This is a genomic window from Bacillus sp. FSL R5-0523 (assembly GCF_037975295.1).
GTDB classification, from domain to species: Bacteria; Bacillota; Bacilli; order Bacillales; family Bacillaceae; genus Bacillus; species Bacillus subtilis.
In genome coordinates this window covers 2,903,205-2,921,194 of the sequence record NZ_CP150251.1, presented here as the reverse complement: position 1 = coordinate 2,921,194, position 17,990 = coordinate 2,903,205, and the positions used below count along the sequence as shown (strand labels likewise).

15 protein-coding genes are annotated in these 17,990 nt (G+C 45.2%); 12 read left to right on the top strand and 3 right to left on the bottom strand.

From position 1 onward, the window contains the following. The first annotated feature begins 2 nt into the window (after nucleotides 1-2). The 5 genes from bioB to NYE53_RS14965 all read left to right on the top strand — a co-directional run bounded on the left by bioB (nucleotide 3) and on the right by NYE53_RS14965 (nucleotide 5,696). Entirely contained in the window at nucleotides 3-1,010 is a 1,008-nt protein-coding gene (bioB, locus tag NYE53_RS14985; RefSeq protein WP_017695470.1) for a biotin synthase BioB, read from the top strand. Nucleotides 1,011-1,078: 68 nt separating this feature from the next. After that, nucleotides 1,079-2,266, top strand: a complete 1,188-nt coding sequence (gene bioI / locus NYE53_RS14980) for a biotin biosynthesis cytochrome P450 (protein ID WP_339245415.1) — start codon at nucleotides 1,079-1,081, stop codon at nucleotides 2,264-2,266. An 80-nt stretch (nucleotides 2,267-2,346) separates the two neighbouring features. Then, nucleotides 2,347-3,108, top strand: a complete 762-nt coding sequence (locus NYE53_RS14975) for an NAD(P)-dependent oxidoreductase (protein WP_003245974.1) — start codon at nucleotides 2,347-2,349, stop codon at nucleotides 3,106-3,108. Between the two features lie 206 nt (nucleotides 3,109-3,314). Further along, complete coding sequence (locus tag NYE53_RS14970; protein ID WP_015251420.1) at nucleotides 3,315-4,175, top strand: carbohydrate ABC transporter permease; 861 nt, start codon at nucleotides 3,315-3,317, stop codon at nucleotides 4,173-4,175. 24 nt (nucleotides 4,176-4,199) lie between these two features. Continuing rightward, nucleotides 4,200-5,696, top strand: coding sequence for an extracellular solute-binding protein (locus tag NYE53_RS14965; protein ID WP_339245412.1), 1,497 nt, complete (start codon nucleotides 4,200-4,202; stop codon nucleotides 5,694-5,696). 40 nt (nucleotides 5,697-5,736) lie between these two features. Here NYE53_RS14965 and NYE53_RS14960 read toward each other — a convergent pair whose 3' ends face one another. Beyond that, on the bottom strand, nucleotides 5,737-8,055 hold the full coding sequence (locus NYE53_RS14960) for a helix-turn-helix domain-containing protein (RefSeq protein ID WP_339245410.1): 2,319 nt from the start codon (nucleotides 8,053-8,055) through the stop codon (nucleotides 5,737-5,739). Nucleotides 8,056-8,270: 215 nt separating this feature from the next. Between NYE53_RS14960 and rmgP the strand changes: the two genes are divergently transcribed. The 6 genes from rmgP (at nucleotide 8,271) to NYE53_RS14930 (ending at nucleotide 13,104) form a co-directional block, all read left to right on the top strand. Further along, the gene (gene rmgP, locus NYE53_RS14955; RefSeq protein ID WP_014477700.1) at nucleotides 8,271-9,236 is read left to right on the top strand and encodes a polygalacturonan/rhamnogalacturonan ABC transporter permease; all 966 of its coding nucleotides are present in this window, start codon (nucleotides 8,271-8,273) and stop codon (nucleotides 9,234-9,236) included. Between the two features lie 7 nt (nucleotides 9,237-9,243). Beyond that, entirely contained in the window at nucleotides 9,244-10,365 is a 1,122-nt protein-coding gene (gene rmgQ / locus NYE53_RS14950; RefSeq protein ID WP_335388810.1) for an unsaturated rhamnogalacturonyl hydrolase, read from the top strand. Next, nucleotides 10,362-10,865, top strand: coding sequence for a rhamnogalaturonan transport/degradation protein RmgS (gene rmgS / locus NYE53_RS14945; RefSeq protein WP_077671500.1), 504 nt, complete (start codon nucleotides 10,362-10,364; stop codon nucleotides 10,863-10,865). The genes rmgQ and rmgS overlap by 4 nt, the downstream gene beginning before the upstream one ends. An 11-nt stretch (nucleotides 10,866-10,876) precedes the next feature. Beyond that, nucleotides 10,877-12,163, top strand: coding sequence for a Gfo/Idh/MocA family oxidoreductase (locus NYE53_RS14940; protein WP_339245405.1), 1,287 nt, complete (start codon nucleotides 10,877-10,879; stop codon nucleotides 12,161-12,163). A 22-nt stretch (nucleotides 12,164-12,185) separates the two neighbouring features. Beyond that, the gene (locus tag NYE53_RS14935) at nucleotides 12,186-12,854 is read left to right on the top strand and encodes a YesL family protein (protein WP_339245403.1); all 669 of its coding nucleotides are present in this window, start codon (nucleotides 12,186-12,188) and stop codon (nucleotides 12,852-12,854) included. Between the two features lie 67 nt (nucleotides 12,855-12,921). Continuing rightward, the gene (locus NYE53_RS14930; protein WP_003223398.1) at nucleotides 12,922-13,104 is read left to right on the top strand and encodes a sporulation protein Cse60; all 183 of its coding nucleotides are present in this window, start codon (nucleotides 12,922-12,924) and stop codon (nucleotides 13,102-13,104) included. A gap of 36 nt (nucleotides 13,105-13,140) precedes the next feature. Here NYE53_RS14930 and opuD read toward each other — a convergent pair whose 3' ends face one another. Together opuD and NYE53_RS14920 are read right to left on the bottom strand one after the other, a co-directional pair. Beyond that, a complete protein-coding gene (gene opuD / locus NYE53_RS14925; protein ID WP_003229220.1) occupies nucleotides 13,141-14,679 on the bottom strand; it encodes a glycine betaine transporter OpuD in 1,539 nt (512 codons plus the stop codon). A 188-nt stretch (nucleotides 14,680-14,867) separates the two neighbouring features. Further along, a complete protein-coding gene (locus NYE53_RS14920) occupies nucleotides 14,868-16,130 on the bottom strand; it encodes an NAD(P)/FAD-dependent oxidoreductase (protein ID WP_072173641.1) in 1,263 nt (420 codons plus the stop codon). A 203-nt stretch (nucleotides 16,131-16,333) separates the two neighbouring features. Between NYE53_RS14920 and murJ the strand changes: the two genes are divergently transcribed. Next, on the top strand, nucleotides 16,334-17,968 hold the full coding sequence (gene murJ / locus NYE53_RS14915) for a lipid II flippase MurJ (protein ID WP_283933671.1): 1,635 nt from the start codon (nucleotides 16,334-16,336) through the stop codon (nucleotides 17,966-17,968). Nucleotides 17,969-17,990 lie beyond the last annotated feature (22 nt).

The following is a 17,990-nucleotide window of genomic DNA, read 5'->3' as shown; positions in this document are numbered from 1 at the left end:
GAATGAATCAATGGATGGAACTTGCAGACCGGGTGCTGGCTGGAGCAGAAGTGACTGACGAAGAGGCGCTTTCAATATTACATTGTCCTGATGAAGATATTTTGCTATTAATGCATGGAGCTTTTCATATCAGAAAACACTTTTATGGAAAAAAAGTAAAGCTCAATATGATTATGAATGCGAAATCCGGGCTCTGCCCGGAAAACTGCGGCTATTGTTCACAGTCTGCGATTTCGAAAGCGCCGATTGAGTCTTATCGGATGGTGAATAAGGAAACGCTGCTTGAAGGCGCGAAGCGGGCGCACGATCTGAATATTGGCACATATTGTATCGTGGCAAGTGGCAGAGGGCCGTCTAACAGAGAAGTGGATCAGGTCGTAGATGCGGTTCAGGAAATTAAAGAGACGTATGGATTGAAGATTTGTGCGTGTCTCGGACTGTTGAAGCCAGAGCAGGCGAAGCGGCTCAAAGATGCCGGAGTAGACCGCTATAATCATAATTTGAATACGTCACAGAGAAACCATTCAAACATCACGACCTCACATACATACGATGACAGAGTCAATACGGTTGAAATCGCAAAAGAATCGGGGCTGTCTCCGTGTTCAGGCGCCATTATCGGGATGAAGGAGACGAAACAGGATGTCATTGACATCGCCAAAAGCTTGAAGGCTCTTGACGCGGATTCCATTCCTGTGAATTTTTTGCATGCAATTGATGGCACGCCGTTAGAAGGCGTCAACGAATTAAACCCGCTGTATTGTTTAAAAGTGCTGGCGCTGTTCCGTTTTATCAATCCATCAAAAGAAATTCGCATTTCCGGAGGAAGAGAGGTCAATCTCCGCTCATTGCAGCCATTAGGGCTTTACGCCGCAAACTCCATTTTTGTTGGAGACTACTTAACAACTGCCGGGCAAGAGGAGACGGAGGATCATAAAATGCTGAGTGATTTAGGCTTTGAAGTTGAATCAGTCGAAGAAATGAAGGCCAGTTTAAGTGCGAAAAGCTGAAAGAATCAATAAAAGCAATCGGTATGATGTCGATTGCTTTTATTTTTGAACAGAAAGGAGAAAATCACGTGACAATTGCATCGTCAACTGCATCTTCTGAGTTTTTGAAAAACCCATATTCTTTTTACGACACATTGCGAGCTGTTCATCCTATCTATAAAGGGAGTTTCTTAAAATATCCGGGCTGGTATGTCACAGGATATAAAGAAACGGCTGCTATTTTGAAAGATGCGAGATTCAAAGTCCGCACCCCGCTGCCTGAGAGCTCAACCAAATATCAGGACCTTTCACATGTGCAAAATCAAATGATGCTGTTTCAGAACCGGCCTGATCATAGACGATTGCGGACGCTTGCCAGCGGAGCGTTTACGCCGAGAACGACAGAGAGTTATCAGCCGTATATCATTGAAACTGTCCATCATTTGCTTGATCAAGTGCAAGGTGAAAAAAAGATGGAGGTCATTTCGGACTTTGCTTTTCCTTTAGCAAGCTTTGTCATAGCTAACATTATAGGTGTACCGGAGGAAGATAGGGAGCAATTAAAGGAGTGGGCTGCGAGTCTCATTCAAACGATTGATTTTACCCGGTCAAGAAAGGCATTAACAGAGGGCGATATTATGGCTGTGCAGGCTATGGCATATTTCAAAGAGCTGATTCAAAAGAGAAAACGCCACCCTCAACAGGATATGATCAGCATGCTCTTGAAAGGGAAAGAAAAGGATAAGCTGACGGAAGAGGAGGCGGCATCTACGTGCATATTGCTGGCGATCGCCGGACATGAGACAACGGTTAATCTCATCAGCAATTCAGTCCTTTGTCTGCTGCAGCATCCAGAACAGCTTTTGAAACTGAGAGAAAATCCAGATCTTATTGGTACCGCAGTTGAGGAATGTTTACGCTATGAAAGCCCCACGCAAATGACAGCCAGAGTTGCGTCAGAGGATATTGACATCAGCGGGGTGACGATCCGTAGAGGGGAACAAGTCTATCTTCTGTTAGGGGCTGCTAATCGAGATCCAAACATATTCACGCACGCCGATGATTTCGATATAACCAGAAGCCCTAATCCGCATCTTTCATTCGGGCATGGACATCATGTTTGCCTAGGATCCTCACTGGCACGATTAGAAGCAAAGATAGCGATTCATACCCTTCTGCAGCGAATGCCCGGCCTCAAGCTCGCTGGCTCTGAATGGCAGTACCGGCCGCTTTTTGGCTTCCGGGCGCTTGAGCAGCTGCCGGTGACTTTTGAATAAACTAAAAGAGCATGTGAGTGCCAAAAAAGTGTCAGCCCCGGCGAAAATGGGCAATCTATAAAAAAAGGGGAGTGAACACAGTGAAAAAAGTGCTGATCGCCGGCGGAAATGGTGTGATTGGGAGACTGCTTGCTGAAGGGCTTATTTCAGACTATGAAGTGACAGTGCTTGATAAAGATCATTTCGATGGCAAAGCCTCTTCCATTCAGGCTGACGCGGCAAATTATGAGGAGCTGTTGAAGAAGATTCCAAAAGATACCGATGCCATCTTGAATTTACTCGCTGTTAAAATCAAATACGATATTATGGACATCGCTGAGTTTGAAAAAATGACGGATGTTTTCTATAGGGCAAGCTATTATCTGTGCCGTGCGGCAGCGGAGCTCGGCATTCAAAAGCTCGTGTTCGCCAGCAGCAATCATGTTACAGATGTATATGAAAAAGACGGGCGCTCGCTCTTAGGACGGGAAATCACAACAAGCGATTATCCGCTGTCAAAAAACTTGTACGGTGTATTAAAGCTGACCTCTGAACAGATCGGCCATTTGTTTTATTTGGAAAATAAGCTATCAGTAATCAACCTTCGAATCGGAACAGTCGTGACAGATGAAATGGATACGCTGCATGAAAAAGAACGGACGAAAAAGACACTGCTTTCTCACCCCGATCTGCTGTCGATTTTCAAAGCCGCTATTGAGACCAATATCCGGTACGGCACTTATTACGCCGTCTCTGATAATCCGGGCCGGCCATGGTCCATTGAATCTGCCGTGAATGAACTTGGGTTTTCGCCACAAATCAATACGGCCGAACTTCTGAACGAGGAGGAGAACGGAGCATAATCATTTTCTAAGATTATGCTCTTTTTCTTTTGTTATCGGTCTCAATTCGCGGCAGCCCCCGCCCGGCCGGGGACTCTGTTCAAATGATTATAGACATGGCAATCACAGATTTGCTACATTTTAGACACGATATCGTCACATGCTGAGCTCGGTTTTCAAAAATATGATAACGCTTACAAAGAGAGGTGGGAGCTATCGCACATTCACTGAAAAACCGTCTGTTTGATATGTTGATTTATGGTTTCTTGCTGATGTTCGCTTTAATATGCGTACTTCCGTTCATTCATGTCATCGCAGCATCTTTCGCCACAGTAGAAGAAGTCGTGTCGAAAACATTTATTTTAATACCGACCACTTTTTCGCTAGATGCTTATCGCTACATTTTTTCAACAGATATTATTTATAAGAGTTTGCTTGTTTCTGTGTTTGTGACAGTGATAGGCACTGCGGTCAGCATGTTTCTTTCTTCACTGATGGCTTACGGGTTATCCCGCCGTGATTTAATCGGCCGGCAGCCGCTCATGTTTCTCGTCGTATTTACGATGCTGTTTAGCGGCGGCATGATTCCGACTTTCCTTGTGGTCAAATCGCTTGGATTGCTCGATTCTTACTGGGCGCTTATTTTGCCGACAGCCATTAATGCCTTTAACCTGATCATTCTGAAAAACTTCTTTCAAAATATCCCGTCAAGCCTGGAAGAGTCCGCGAAAATTGACGGGTGCAATGATCTGGGCATATTCTTTAAAATTGTGCTGCCGCTGTCTCTTCCTGCGATCGCAACGATTTCGCTATTTTATGCGGTCACGTATTGGAACACGTATATGACAGCGATCTTGTACTTAAATGATTCAGCAAAATGGCCGATTCAGGTGCTTCTGCGCCAAATCGTCATTGTATCAAGCGGTATGCAGGGGGATATGTCTGAAATGGGGTCGGGCAGCCCGCCGCCTGAGCAAACCATTAAAATGGCGGTCATAGTGGTGGCGACCATCCCGGTTCTGCTTGTCTATCCGTTTATACAAAAGCATTTTGCAAAAGGAGCTTTGCTGGGATCTGTCAAAGGATAAAGAAATATGAAACGGAGGGGTACGATGGGAAACAAATGGAGGGTGCTTTTGATTGTGCTTGTACTGGCACTCGGCGGAGTGCTGGCGGGCTGTAAAGGGGCTGATCAGTCTTCGGCTGAAGGCAAAGATGGCCCGGATTCAAAGGTAAAGCTGTCTTGGATGGCGATTTTGTATCACCAGCAGCCGCCGAAAGACAGGGCGATTAAAGAAATCGAAAAGCTGACAAATACAGAACTCGACATCACCTGGGTTCCAGACGCGGTGAAAGAAGACAGGCTGAATGCAGCGCTTGCAGCCGGCAATCTTCCGCAAATCGTGACCATCCAGGATATTAAAAATTCGTCAGTCATGAATGCCTTTCGGTCAGGAATGTTTTGGGAAATCGGCGATTATATCAAGGATTATCCCAACTTAAACAAAATGAACAAACTCATTAATAAAAATGTGACAATTGAAGGCAAGCTCTACGGGATATACAGAGAGCGCCCGCTTTCCAGACAGGGGATCGTCATTCGGAAGGACTGGCTGGACAATTTAAATTTGAAAACCCCGAAAACGTTGGATGAGCTTTATGAAGTGGCCAAAGCATTTACGGAGGACGACCCGGACAAGGATGGGGAAGATAATACGATCGGGCTGGCAGACCGTAATGACTTGATTTACGGCGCGTTTAAAACGATTGGCTCGTATGAAGGCATGCCGACAGATTGGAAGGAATCGGGCGGCAAATTCACGCCTGATTTCATGACACAGGAATACAAAGACACGATGAACTATATGAAAAAGCTGCGTGATAACGGGTATATGAATAAGGATTTTCCCGTCACAAGCAAAACCCAGCAGCAGGAGCTGTTTTCTCAAGGAAAAGCCGGAATTTATATTGGCAATATGGTAGATGCGGTCAATCTGCGCGACCATGCCTCTGATAAATCGATGAAGCTCGAGATCATCAACCGCATAAAAGGTCCAGATGGGAAAGAGCGGGTATGGGCATCAGGAGGCCATAACGGCGTGTTTGCTTTCCCGAAAACGAGTGTGAAAACGGAAGCTGAGCTTAAACGGATCTTGGCGTTTTTTGACCGAATTGCCGAAGAAGATGTCTATAGCCTGATGACTTATGGCATTGACGGTGTTCATTACAACAAAGGTGAGGACAAAACGTTTACACGCAAAGAAAGCCAGGTAAAAGACTGGCAGACTGATATTCAGCCGCTGTCCGCCTTAATTGCCATTGATAAAGCCTACTTAAAAAACACTGGAGATCCGCTTCGGACGGCGTACGAGGAGCTGACCGAGGACAATGAAAAGATTATCGTCTCAAACCCGGCTGAAAGCCTATATTCCGCATCGGAGTCGGAACGGGGTGATGAACTGAAGAAAATCATTGATGACGCGACCTACAAATATATGATTGGAGACATCACAGAAAGCCAGTTCGATAAAGAAGTGGAAAAATGGGAGTCAAGCGGAGGAAAACAAATTATTCAGGAATACGAAGAAGCGTTTAAACAAGCAAAATAATGTTGGAAAAACCCAAAACGCGCAAGCGGTTTTGGGTTTTTTACATGCTTCTTTTTTGCTGGCGGTAGTTTCCCGGTGTAATCCCCTCCAGCTTTTTAAAAGACCTGATAAAATTTTGCGAGTTTTTATATTTCAGCTTTTCGGCAATGTCCTTGACCGCCATGTCTGTTTCGGCAAGCCAGCTTTTCGCCATATGGTGTCGGTAGCTTGAGACATACTCGCTGAATGAAATACCCATTTCTTTTTTGAAAATGCTGCTTAAATAATTTGGGTTGTAATGCAGCCTGCGCGCGATTTCGTCCAGTGTCAATTCGGATTCAAACTCATGATGGATGATATGAATGATGTTGTCGGAAATATTTTTGTACTGGGCATCCGCGCGGGCGTTCACTTTGTCTGTCATCGGATCAATAAACTCATTTTTTAGCCAGTTTTCGGTATCCTCGAACGTTTTCAGCTCAAAAATTTGGTCATACAGCATTTTGTTTTCTTCAAGCTCAAACAATTCGATCCCGAGCACATGCATCAGCTCAATCACATGGTTCAAAAAACGGGCGATGGCGATTTGAAATTGATACGGGTTGGTGTTCTGGGTGAAAATGGCTTGCAAAATCGCGTGCAGGCATTTATCCGCTTTCTCCTTGTCTCCTGCTTTAACGGCATCGAACAGCTCATGCTGAAGCTGCTTTGGAAAATGGGTTTTGAAGGTTTTTTTCTGGTCAAGGTCTTCGTAAAAGATGATCGACTTGTTTTCCGCTTTAAGCCGGTATTTCAACGCTTCTGAGCCTTCCGCATAGGCTGTTTTCGCTTTTGTCAGCACATCAAACGGCTGGCTGATGCCGATGCTGACAGACAGCTGCAGCTCAGCTTCCGCTTTTTCCTGAATCATCCTTGCAGTCTCATTCAGCTCAGCTATGAATTCTTCTTTTGTCCCGCTTTGGTTGATCAAAATCGTCGCCTGCTGTTTGTCAACTACGGCGGGGGCAAGATGTTTGTCCGTCGGGATGTTGCGCTCAATCAGGCTGTTGACGGCAAACAAAAGCAGATCCATATCTTTTTTCTCATAAGGCGTATGATTCAGTGTGTCAATTTGGAGCACAAGCAGAGCAAGGTGCCGCCAATTTTGCTTTAAACCGAGGCTTTTAAAGCGGTTATCGACTTCCTCATCCGTCAGTTTTCCAAGCATAAGCCTGACCATAAAATATTGCTGCAGATGAGTGGCCTGCTGCTTCATCGTTTCCTCAAGGTCGTCATTTCTGTCCTTCAGCTGCTTAAAGCTCTGTTCAATTAACTCAAATTCATTTTGAGGAGGCTGCTGTTTCTCTTGTATGGCTCCATGTCTTGCGAATGATTCGTAAAGCATCCTGATCGGCTTGTAAAAATGGCGGGAGCCCAGCCAAGAGAACAATAATGAAAGCGTTAACAAAATAAGGCATACTGCAAAAGTGATCCAGCCAATTGATTTGGCTTCTTTTTTTAGCTCAGGCAGGGAAACGAGAGAAAAATAAGTCCATGTATTATAGTCAGATTTTTGATAGGTGACTTTATAATGAATCCGGTCAATCACTGTTTCAAACTGTCCGCTATTGGCGGTTTGCGCCAGCACTTTTTGGACAAAGCCGTCGTTATGAAGAGATTCACCAATGTCAGACATGTTGTTATGAAGGATGATGCGGCCTTTTTCATCGATGATAAACAGGTTGTTGGCGTTTGAATAGCCAGGCATATTTTTGACAAGCGAACAGCTCGGGATGCTTGCGGCGGCCAATCCCTTTGTATTTGTGCTGTTCAAAGGAAGCTGCTTAATTAAATTGATATTGTAGCGGCAGTTGTCTGATGTGCCTTCTTTGGTTGAAATCAAATGATTGTTTTCCTCAAGCGTCCAATATGAGCGGCTCGCTTTGTGTTTCGTGTACGCTGAGGCTGCTTCATGAAGAGTGTCTGTATTCAAACGGTACAAACCGGAATTGTTCATGTACCATTTTTTCGTATAACTGACTAACGTCATGTTGGACAGATCGGTATCAAAGCTTTGCAGATAATTGAGCTCTTGGTTCACTTGGTTATAGATTTGAAATTGGTCTGAGTGCAAAGGCTCGGACAATGTGCGAAGGAGAGGCGGCGAACTCACATAGTGGGTTAAAGAGTGATCAACGGTTTTCAATATATGCTCGATGCTTTGCTGGGTCTGCTGGAGTGTGTCGAATTTTTCCTCCGAAACGTTGGAAATAGCCGTTTTCTGAGAGTGCTCGTACGAAAACAATCCGACCAAAATAACCGGAATGGTGCTGAGCAGGCAGAAAAACGTGATCAGTTTGTAGTAAAACTTGTATTGGCTTCTTTTCATAAAACCCCCCATTTCATAACATCCACTTCACCTTAATACAATTAATCCAAAGATTGATAGATATTGTCAATAATCATTTTCTAATATCGGTGTCTTTTTTTCAGGTGGACCGGCTGAACCCTTGATTATAAAGGGATAAATCAGGATGTGATCATATGATTGTAGACGGACTTTTGTCTGCCGCGCTACAGTGAATGCAAGAACCCGTGAAAGGAGGCTAGGAAAAAATGAAAACAGCAGAAGCGCAAGCGCCGGCTGTTGATACAGTCATTTTTAAAAAAGAAAAAAGAAAGCGCTTACTAAGTAAGCTGGTCCAGCAAAAATATTTGTACTTGATGATTTTGCCGGGGTGTATTTATTTTTTGCTTTTTAAGTATGTGCCGATGTGGGGAATTGTGATTGCGTTTCAGGATTATCAGCCGTTCCTCGGCATTTTGGGCAGTGAGTGGGTGGGGCTGAAGCATTTTATCAGGCTGTTTACTGAGCCTACATTTTTTCTCTTGTTAAAAAACACGCTCGTGTTATTTGCGTTGAACCTGGCCATATTTTTCCCGGTGCCGATACTGCTGGCGCTTCTATTGAACGAAGTGCGGATTGCTCTCTTTAAAAAATTTGTTCAGACGCTGATTTATATCCCGCATTTTATGTCTTGGGTCATTGTTGTATCGCTTTCGTTTGTGCTGTTAACAGTAGACGGGGGCTTGATTAATGAACTGATTGTGTTTTTTGGCGGTGAAAAAATCAATTTTCTGCTGAACGAAGAATGGTTCCGGCCCCTGTATATTCTTCAGGTTATCTGGAGGGAAGCGGGCTGGTCGACGATCATTTATCTCGCGGCCATTACAGCGGTTGACCCCCAGCTGTATGAAGCGGCGAAAATGGACGGAGCGGGACGGCTGCGGCAAATGTGGCATATTACGCTGCCCGCCATTAAAAGCGTTATCGTCGTTTTGCTGATTTTGAAAATCGGAGACACGCTGGAGCTTGGCTTCGAGCATGTGTATTTGCTGTTAAATGCGACAAACAGGGAAGTGGCGGAAATTTTTGATACGTATGTTTATACTGCAGGGCTGAAACAGGGCCAATTCAGCTACAGTACAGCAGTCGGCGTATTTAAAGCGGCGGTCGGGCTGATTTTGGTCATGCTAGCGAATCGTTTGGCGAAGAAATTTGGCGAGGAAGGAATTTATTAAGAAAGGGATGGGATCAATGGATCAATCAATCGCTGTAAAATCGCCTCTTACGTACGCGGAGGCATTGGCAAAAACCATTATGAATACGTACACAGTCGAGGAGCTGCCTCCTGCAAACCGCTGGCACTACCATCAGGGTGTTTTCTTATGCGGTGTATTGCGGCTGTGGGAAGCAACCGGGGAAAAGCGGTATTTTGAGTATGCGAAGGCTTATGCAGATCTCTTAATCGATGATTATGGCAATCTATTATTTAGAAGAGATGAACTGGACGCCATTCAAGCGGGTCTCATTCTTTTTCCATTATACGAGCAGACGAAGGATGAACGGTATGTCAAAGCGGCAAAAAGGCTGCGCGGCTTATATGGAACACTGAACCGGACGTCTGAGGGCGGTTTTTGGCATAAAGACGGTTATCCATACCAAATGTGGCTTGACGGCTTATACATGGGGGGGCCGTTCGCACTGAAATATGCCAATCTGAAGCAGGAGCCGGAGCTGTTTGATCAGGTCGTGCTGCAGGAGTCATTGATGAGAAAGCATACGAAGGATGCAAAAACCGGACTCTTTTATCACGCCTGGGATGAAGCGAAAAAAATGCCTTGGGCCAATGAAGAGACAGGCTGTTCACCGGAATTTTGGGCACGTTCCATCGGCTGGTACGTCATGTCTCTTGCTGACATGATTGAAGAGCTGCCGAAGAAGCATCCAAACCGTCATGTGTGGAAAAACACGCTGCAGGACATGATGGAAAGCATCTGCTGCTATCAAGACAAAGAGACGGGGCTATGGTATCAGATTGTTGATAAGGGAGACAGGTCTGATAACTGGCTAGAAAGCTCAGGATCCTGCCTGTACATGTACGCATTTGCGAAGGGAATCAATAAAGGCTATTTAGACAGAGCTTACGAAACAACACTGCTAAAAGCGTATCAAGGCTTGATTCAGCATAAAACCGAAACATCAGAAGACGGCGCGTTTCTCGTCAAAGACATATGTGTCGGAACGTCAGCCGGTTTCTATGACTATTATATCAGCCGCGAAAGAAGCACAAACGACCTGCACGGAGCCGGCGCGTTTATTTTAGCTATGACAGAGCTGGAGCCTCTCTTTAGGTCAGCGGGGAAATGACAAAAAAGATACGTACGGCTTTGTGTGTGATTGTCTCAGTCCTCTTTTTGGCATCATGCTCAAGCAGGCCGGACGGAATGCATGTCATTCTCTTTTCTGATATGCAGGCTGGCGTACAGGAAAAAATAAAAAAGGCAGCCGAGCAGAATGCCAGGAAGGTCGATATCTTTCCAGCTTTTCAGGAAAAACTGCTGACTGAAATTACCGCCCATGAGGGAGATGTTTTCATCGTGCCTGAAGACATGTTTCAAGCTTACGATGATCCGGAAAATTTTCAGCCGTTAAACGGATTGCCTCCTAAAAAAACATCTCCTTATACAACTGTTAATAAAAAAACAGGAGAAAAAACGATCTATGCCGTTCAGATCGAAAAAGGGAAAAAACAGCTGAACGGCTATTCTTTTCGATTGAATCGCGATATGGCGGCGTTTATCCCTGTGTATGCTGAAAAAACAGAGGAAGCGCTGCAGCTGATTTCTCAACTAACTGAAGCCCGATAGAGGTGAGGATATTGAAGAACATCGTCTTTTGCGGATTGAGCAGCAGAGCATTCAGTATGTTTATCAAACCGCTGTTGGAGCGGTTTTCAACTCATTATGAGATTACGGGATTGCTGGATGCCGATCCGAAACGTTTTGCCGTTTGCAAAAAGAAATTTCCCGAGCTGGCCCACGTGCCCGAGTTTAGCGAAGATGCTTTTGACGAGATGATGCGCGTGTCAAAGCCTGATATCGTCATTGTGGCAGGCAGGGACGATACGCATGTCACATATATTGTAAAAAGTCTTCAGTGGAATACAGATGTGATTACTGAAAAACCAATGGTGACAACAGTGCAGGATGCGAATTGGGTGCTTGAAGCTGAGGCCAAAAGCGAAGGGAAAGTCACCGTCGCGTTTAACTATCGCTACAGCCCGTTTCATCGGAAAATAAAAGAAATGATTCTGGACGGAAAAATAGGCAGGGTCACCTCCGTTGATTTAAATTGGTATATTGATACGTATCATGGCGCCAGCTATTTTAAACGCTGGAACAGGTCGAGACAGTTTTCCGGGGGCCTTTCTGTCCATAAATCAACACATCACTTCGATCTCGTCAATTGGTGGCTCGGGCAAAATCCGGAAGAGGTATTTGCTTATGGCGCCTTGAATTACTATGGGCCGGACAGTGAGTGGAACCCTTTGCCTGAAGAAGACGGGCGTTTTTGCGGGACGTGCCGGGTCAAAGAAAAATGCCACTACTATTCAAGGTGGCATCCCCGTTCCTCTAAAGCTTCTATAAAAGATGATCATCTCGAAGCAGGAGACCAGTCTAGCTTATATACTGCATACAGGCCTGACGCGTGTATTTTTGACGAGGAAATTGACATCGAGGATACGTACGTGGCGGCAGTCAAATATGATGGCGGCGCACTGTTAAGCTACTCGATTGTTTTTTCGGCCCCGTATGAAGGCTACCGGCTGACGATCAACGGCACAAAAGGGCGTATTGAATCAAATGAATTTCACGAACCTTCCAGAATTCCGTTTGCTTTTCCTGAGCAGACAATCGAATACTATCCGCTTTTTGAATCAAAGCAGACGATACAAGTAGTCAAAAATGAAGGGGGGCATGGCGGAGGTGATCCGCTTTTGCTTGAGGATCTTTTTTTAGGAAAAGACCCGCTGCGCCGCTATGATATTTTAGCCGGGGCTGAAGCTGGAGCCTACTCCATCGCGGTTGGTGAGGGAATGTGGCGCTCGGTTGCCGAAAAGAAGCCGATCGGCATGAAAGAGCTTTTTCAGATGCAGAATGTATAATGCAAAAAAAGGAGGGGGCGCCATGGAACATGATGGCTCACTGGGACGAATGCTGCGTTTTTGCGAATGGATCATGAGATTTGCGTATACAAACTTGCTGTGGCTGTTTTTTACGTTGCTCGGTCTCGGTGTGTTTGGCATTATGCCCGCGACCGCGGCTTTATTTGCTGTCATGCGGAAGTGGATCCAGGGGCAGGACAACGTTCCGGTGCTCAAAACGTTTTGGCAGGAATACAAGGGTGAATTTTTTCGTTCAAATCTGCTCGGTGCTGTACTGGCGCTCATCGGAGTGATCATTTATATTGATTTGGCCTTCATTTATCCAAGTCATTTCCTACTGCACATCCTGCGCTTCGCCATTATGATATTTGGCTTTTTGTTCGTATCCATGCTTTTTTATGTGTTTCCGCTGCTTGTCCATTTTGACTGGAAAAAACGTCTGTATGTGAAATTTTCGCTCTTGCTCAGTGTGGCGTATTTGCAATATACGCTTGCGATGCTTGCACTGACTGTTGTTCTCTTTTTCTTGCTTGCGTACCTGCCCGGCATTGTCCCTTTTTTCAGCGTCAGCCTGATCAGCTACTGCCATATGCGAATTGTTTATGCCGTGCTGCTGAAAGTGGAGCAGCAAGGCGGCGAGCCACAGAGGGAATCCCGTATACGGAAAGCTTTTTATCCGGAAACGAGATAATCATCATTTCTCTATCATAACGCTGTTCCAAACGGAATAGATTGATAGAGAAAGGAGAGCGGATAAAATGCTGAAGGTAGCGGTATTTGATGAAGAGCATGAAAAAGACTTACAAACGGAAATCAATTCATTTTTAAAAGGGATATCGGAGGAGCAGCTGATTGATATCAAATATACGGTTTCGGCAGCGTGCGACCCAGACGGCGAGCAGCTTTACTGTTTTTCCGCCCTTATCTTATATCGCAAATAAAAAGATCTTTCCGCAGGCACGGAAAGATCTTTTTTGTTAATATGCTTTTTTCACTCTTGGACTTCTCGGTTTATCGAGTTTCTCCGCTTTTTTGATCTCTCTTCTTTCTTTTGAGAGCGATTGATAGAGAGAGGCAATCATCAGCAGGATAACGATAGAAAACGGCAGCGCTGCCAGAATCGCTGTGTTCTGCAAAGCGGCAAGCCCTCCGGAATATAGGAGCACAGCCGCCATGGCAGACTGAATGATACCCCAGCTGAGTTTCACAGAATTCGCCGGATTTAAAGAACCGTACGACGTCTGCATGCCCAGCACGAATGTAGCTGAATCTGCAGACGTGATAAAAAATACTGCGATCAGAATCAATGCAAGGATCGATGTCACCATTGTCAGCGGATAGTGATCAAGTGTTCCGAACAGCATCGTTTCAGTGGACAGCTTTGCTACATTGAACGCGCCTTTTTGCTGGAGATCCATGGCTGATACGCCGAAAATGGAGAACCATAGAAATGTCAAAATACAAGGTGTCACCAAGACGCCGATTAAAAATTCGCGGATCGTCCGGCCTCTGGATACACGGGCGATGAAAATGCCGACAAATGGAGACCAGGAAATCCACCATGCCCAATAGAAAATCGTCCAGCTGTTAATCCATTCGCGTTTTTCAGGATCGTTCGGTGTCAGTCTGAAGCTCATTTGAACAATATTTTGAATGTATTGTCCGATAGAATCTGTAAATGAGTTCATGATCAGCACTGTAGGCCCGACAACGAGCATAAACAACATTAACAATCCGGCCAATACCATGTTTGTGTTGCTTAAATACTTAATTCCTTTTCCGAGTCCGCTCCACGCAGAAAGTAAAAAGAGCACTGTCACAATAATGATTAAAACCAATTGGACGATAAACGCATTCGGAATGCCGAACAGGTAATTCAAACCGCCGTTAATTTGGGTTGCGCCAAGACCAAGACTTGTTGACACCCCGACAACAGTGGCGAAAACTGCAATACAGTCAATGGCCTTTCCGATCGGTCCGTTTACTTTATCGCCGAGAATCGGTGACAGTGTGCTGCTGATTAACCCGGGCGCGCCTTTGCGGAATTGGAAATAGGCAATGCATAATGCCACAATGGCATAAATGGCCCAAGCGTGCAAACCCCAGTGGAAAAACGTATAGCGGAGTGCATCTCTGAAGGCTTGGGGGGTTTCTGTTTCACCTGATGGAGAGCTAATTGCGTAATGGCTGATCGGTTCAGCCGCACCGTAGAATACTAAGCCGATTCCCATGCCTGCGCTGAACAGCATGGCAAACCATGATAATAACCCGAATTCCGGTTTTTCATCAGGCTTTCCGAGTTTGATTTTTCCGATCGGGCTGAAAATCAAAAAGAGACAAAACCCGACAAACAAAGAGACAACTAAAAGATAATACCAACCAAATGAATCGGTAATAAATGCTTGTGCCGATTGAGACACATTTTGCAGGCTGTCAGGAGAAATAACGCCCCATAATACAGCTGCAGCTGTGATGGCAATCACAATCCAAAATACACTAGATATATGTTTCAACATTTCTCACCCTCTAATTTTTTGTGTACGCCTATATCTTGCTCGCAGGCTTAGTATGGTCGTACGATGGCTGCTCATTCCTCTCTTAAAATTACCCCGCAATCAGGTGAAACAAAACAAGTCTCACCCTAACATGAATGCGGGGAATGTTCAAATATTCGGCCTTTGTGGCAAGTGTTCAAAAGCAATGGTTAAGAACGGGCGTATTGTCCGGCATTAAGCCCCGCAAGCCTGCCTGTGACAAGGGCGGAGGTAATATTGTATCCGCCTGTGTAGCCGTGGATATCCAGAATTTCACCGCAAAAATACAGCCCCTCCATTTTTTTAGAAGCCATCTTTTTCGGGTCAATTTCTTTTACAGATACCCCGCCTCCCGTGACAAATGCCTTATCAAGCGACAGTGTGCCATTTGCGAGAACAGTAAACTGCTTGCAGTCCCTTACAAATTGTCTGAAAGGATCCTTCGGCAGCTCAGAAAACGATACGTTCGGAGAGATGCCGTTTTTTTCGAGCAGGAATAGGAGATAGCGCTCCTGCATCCAAGGCTTCAGCACGTTTTTAATGGTTTTTTTCGGTGCTTCCTTCAGTTCTTTATACATCTTTTGGAAAAGCGTTTCTTCATTGATATCCGGATACAAGTCGATTCTGATCGGCACTTGAGGCTGTTTTTTCAGCTCTTTTACGACAAATTGGCTGCATCTGAGAATGGCAGGTCCTGAGAGGCCGAAATGGGTAAACAGCATGTCCATTTTATGTGTGATAATCGGTTTGCCTTTTTTATTTAACACACTGACGGCTACATCTCTTAGTGATAAGCCTTGAAGTGTTTTTTGCTTAATGAACGGTTCGCCAGAAGTGACTGGAACCTCTGTCGGAAACAGCTCTGTTATGGTATGGCCCGCGGCTTCAGCCCATTCATAGCCGTCTCCCGTGCTTCCGGTATGAGGCACGCTTTTACCGCCTACAGCGATAATGACTGCCTGGCTATGGATCATTTCGCCATTATTCGTCACAATCCCTGCTGCCTGTCCATCTTCATATATAACAGATTTAATTTTCTCGTTCGTTCTGATTGTTACGCGGAGCTGCTTCAGCCTGTTTAACAGCGCGTCAACGACACTTTGGGCTTTGTCGGTCACAGGAAACATCCGGCCGTGATCCTCTTCCTTCAATTGAATGCCGAGGTTTTCAAAAAACTTGATAATGTCTTCATTATTAAATTCAGAAAACGCGCTGTATAAAAAACGCCCGTTGCCGGGGATGTGCTTGATAATTTCTTCCACAGGAAGGCGGTTCGTCACATTACAGCGGCCGCCCCCGGAAATCGCGAGTTTCCGTCCTAATTTATTTCCTTTATCTATCAGCAACACGCCAGCGCCCTGTTCTCCTGCTGCAATCGCAGCCATCAAGCCTGAAGGGCCTCCACCGATTACGATTACGTCATATTGTTTCATCTTTATCATCAACTTTCTTTTCATTTCGTGTGCGGACACCCCCGTCCGCAGTACTATTATAGCGAAAGAAAGCCGCTCCTTAAACGTCTTTTGCCGCGGACATGAATGTTCACAGGATTGCTTTTGTATTTATTACCGTCTAAATGCCCAGTTGTGGTAAAATAGAAAAGTTGAATCTTCGTAGAAAATGGTGATGAAGAAACATGTCAAGCAAACTGTTAAGAGGCACGTTTGTATTAACGCTCGGTACATATATATCGCGGATTCTGGGGATGGTCTATTTAATTCCCTTCAGCATTATGGTCGGGGCGACAGGCGGTGCATTATTTCAATACGGATACAACCAATACACTTTATTTTTGAATATTGCTACGATGGGCTTTCCGGCCGCTGTTTCTAAATTTGTTTCCAAATATAATTCAAAAGGGGATTATGAGACAAGCAGGAAAATGCTCAAGGCGGGCATGTCGGTTATGCTCGTCACAGGAATGATAGCCTTTTTCATTCTGTATCTATCGGCTCCGATGTTTGCGGAAATATCGCTGGGTGGCAAGGATAATAACGGCCTGACAATTGATCATGTCGTTTATGTCATCCGCATGGTCAGCTTAGCGCTTTTGGTCGTACCGATTATGAGCCTTGTCCGCGGATTCTTTCAAGGGCACCAAATGATGGGTCCGACAGCTGTTTCCCAAGTCGTTGAACAGATTGTCCGCATCATCTTTCTATTGAGTGCGACATTCTTGATTTTGAAGGTTTTCAACGGCGGCCTTGTCATCGCTGTGGGCTATGCAACCTTCGCAGCGCTGATCGGTGCCTTCGGTGGGCTGGTCGTGCTTTATATTTATTGGAACAAACGGAAGGGCAGCCTGCTGGCGATGATGCCGAATACGGGTCCGACAGCAAACCTAAGCTACAAGAGAATGTTTTTCGAGCTGTTCAGCTATGCTGCTCCGTACGTTTTTGTCGGACTAGCCATCCCTTTGTATAACTATATTGATACAAATACGTTTAACAAAGCGATGATTGAAGCCGGTCATCAAGCCATCAGCCAGGACATGCTAGCGATTCTAACCCTGTATGTTCAGAAGCTCGTGATGATCCCGGTTTCCCTAGCAACTGCTTTCGGACTGACATTAATTCCAACGATTACTGAATCGTTTACAAGCGGAAACTATAAGCTGTTAAATCAGCAGATTAATCAAACGATGCAGACGATCCTGTTTTTAATTATTCCGGCTGTTGTCGGGATCTCTCTATTGTCAGGACCGACGTATACGTTCTTTTACGGGTCAGAGAGCCTTCACCCTGAACTGGGGGCAAACATTTTGCTATGGTATTCGCCAGTCGCGATTTTGTTCTCTTTGTTTACAGTCAACGCAGCCATTCTGCAGGGCATCAATAAGCAAAAATTTGCGGTTGTCAGCCTTGTGATCGGCGTCGTGATCAAGCTTGTGCTGAATGTTCCGCTGATCAAACTGATGCAGGCTGACGGAGCGATTTTAGCGACGGCGCTTGGATATATCGCTTCCCTTTTATATGGGTTTATCATGATTAAGCGCCATGCAGGCTATTCGTATAAGATACTTGTTAAACGAACTGTTTTGATGCTGGTCTTATCAGCCATTATGGGTATTGCCGTGAAAATCGTGCAGTGGGTATTAGGCTTCTTTATTTCCTATCAGGATGGCCAGCTGCAAGCTGCGATTGTTGTGGTGATCGCGGCCGCTGTTGGCGGAGCTGTCTACCTGTACTGCGGCTACCGATTAGGATTTTTGCAGAAAATTTTAGGCCGCCGTTTGCCAGGTTTCTTAAGGAAAGGCAGACATGCAGGCTGATGAACTAGATATGATGAAACTG

Coding starts and splice junctions, on each gene's coding strand:
- bioB (WP_017695470.1), top strand. CDS start 3: ATGAATCAATGGATGGAACTTGCAGACCGGGTGCTGGCTGGAGCAGAA.
- NYE53_RS14965 (WP_339245412.1), top strand. CDS start 4,200: ATGGGAAACAAATGGAGGGTGCTTTTGATTGTGCTTGTACTGGCACTC.
- NYE53_RS14960 (WP_339245410.1), bottom strand. CDS start 8,055: ATGGGGGGTTTTATGAAAAGAAGCCAATACAAGTTTTACTACAAACTG.
- rmgP (WP_014477700.1), top strand. CDS start 8,271: ATGAAAACAGCAGAAGCGCAAGCGCCGGCTGTTGATACAGTCATTTTT.
- rmgQ (WP_335388810.1), top strand. CDS start 9,244: ATGGGATCAATGGATCAATCAATCGCTGTAAAATCGCCTCTTACGTAC.
- rmgS (WP_077671500.1), top strand. CDS start 10,362: ATGACAAAAAAGATACGTACGGCTTTGTGTGTGATTGTCTCAGTCCTC.
- NYE53_RS14935 (WP_339245403.1), top strand. CDS start 12,186: ATGGAACATGATGGCTCACTGGGACGAATGCTGCGTTTTTGCGAATGG.
- NYE53_RS14930 (WP_003223398.1), top strand. CDS start 12,922: ATGCTGAAGGTAGCGGTATTTGATGAAGAGCATGAAAAAGACTTACAA.
- opuD (WP_003229220.1), bottom strand. CDS start 14,679: ATGTTGAAACATATATCTAGTGTATTTTGGATTGTGATTGCCATCACA.
- NYE53_RS14920 (WP_072173641.1), bottom strand. CDS start 16,130: ATGAAACAATATGACGTAATCGTAATCGGTGGAGGCCCTTCAGGCTTG.
- murJ (WP_283933671.1), top strand. CDS start 16,334: ATGTCAAGCAAACTGTTAAGAGGCACGTTTGTATTAACGCTCGGTACA.